The sequence below is a fragment of the Burkholderia sp. Ac-20392 genome (assembly GCF_017104585.1).
Classification (GTDB): domain Bacteria; phylum Pseudomonadota; class Gammaproteobacteria; order Burkholderiales; family Burkholderiaceae; genus Burkholderia; species Burkholderia lata.
Window position 1 is genome coordinate 1 of sequence record NZ_JAAGPB010000970.1, and the last position, 1,365, is coordinate 1,365.

Annotated in this window: 1 protein-coding gene; it reads right to left on the reverse strand. The window is 71.0% G+C overall.

Annotation, left to right across the window (positions count from 1 at the left end; translation table 11 throughout):
* The coding region (tssF, locus tag G3N99_RS40160) for a type VI secretion system baseplate subunit TssF (protein ID WP_206125186.1) at window positions 1–1,365 on the reverse strand (1,365 nt) is incomplete at both ends.

Here is a 1,365-nt window from a genome sequence, read left to right on the forward strand (position 1 = left end):
TCGAAGAACTGTTCGAGCACCGCGCCGAGCAGGAACGGGCTGTCGCCGGAGAACGCATGTTCGTCGACGGTCACGTCGACCTGCACGCCGCGCCCGAACATCAGCGGGCCGGACGCCGGCAGCCGGCGGAACACCGGTGAGAACGCCACGCGCAGCACGCCGTCGATCTGCCGGCGCATCGCGGCATCGGCCGGGTCGGCATGCAGGCCGAGCAGTTCGCGCAGCGCGTGCGCGCCCTCGTCGTCGTCAAGATCGGTCAGCGTGTGCCGGGCCAGCCCGAGATGGCGGATCAGCCGCCACGCGGTTTGCGCATCGGCGATCGGCGGGCGTGGCCGCGACGGGCCGCGGATCGCAACGATGCTTTCGACCGGGGCCGACACGCGCAGCGTGAACGTATTCGCGTCGCCGGGCGGCTGCAGCAGCACGAGATCGCGGTTCGTGCACAGCGTGTCGGCCGCCAGGTAGCGCATCGTCTCGTCGTACGGCGCGCACTGGCTGTCGACGAGCGACACGTAGGTCTCGCTGCCGACGTAGCCGGTGCGCGTGCCGTTCGTACGGGCCTGAGCGGAAACCAGCCGTGGTTCGCGCCGCACCGTGTAGTACGCGCCGTGGTTGCCGTCGTCGCTCGCGAACGACGCGTGAAACGGCCGGAATTCGCGTGACTGGCCGTCGTCGCGCTGCTCGCTCGCGAGCCGCTGCACCGCATAGACCTCGTAGTCGAGCGGCCGGCTGCGATCGACGACGACATGGTGTTCGCGCGCGCCCGGCTGCAGCGGAATGCGGTCGGCGCGGCGTGCGAACAGGTTCACGGCCGGCGTGCAGTTCAGCGCGAGGTGTTTCGCGCTGACGGCCGCTTCGAGCGCCGCGTCATGGCGGTCGAACAGCACGGTCAGCTCGAACTCGTCGCCGGTTGCGCGCGCAAGCGCGGCACGCAGCCCGCCGATGCTGAAGAACAGGAAGCGCGCCGGAAACGCGAAATACTCGCGCAGCAGCCGGTAGCCGTGGAAGCTGCGGCCGTCGTCGGGCAGGATCGCCTGCGCGGGATCGAAGCCCTCGTGGACGATTTCGTCGGCGTCGAGCGTATGCAGCCAGCGCGGCGGCTGCGCGGGATCGTGGCACACGACGCCGAGCGCATGCGCGGCGATCAGTTCGAGCAGGTGCAGCGCGTCGCGCTCGGGGCCCGCGAGATGGAACGTCAGCCGGTCGAGCGGCAACTGCGACAGTCTGGCGCCGCCGCGCACCTTCAGACGGATGCGCAGCGCGCCGCGCACGTCCTGCCGGGCGGCGAAGGCGCCACGCGGCAGCCACGACGGCGCGCCAGTGACGGTCGCATCGGTCAGTTCGAGCGGCCACAGCGTCAGGTCG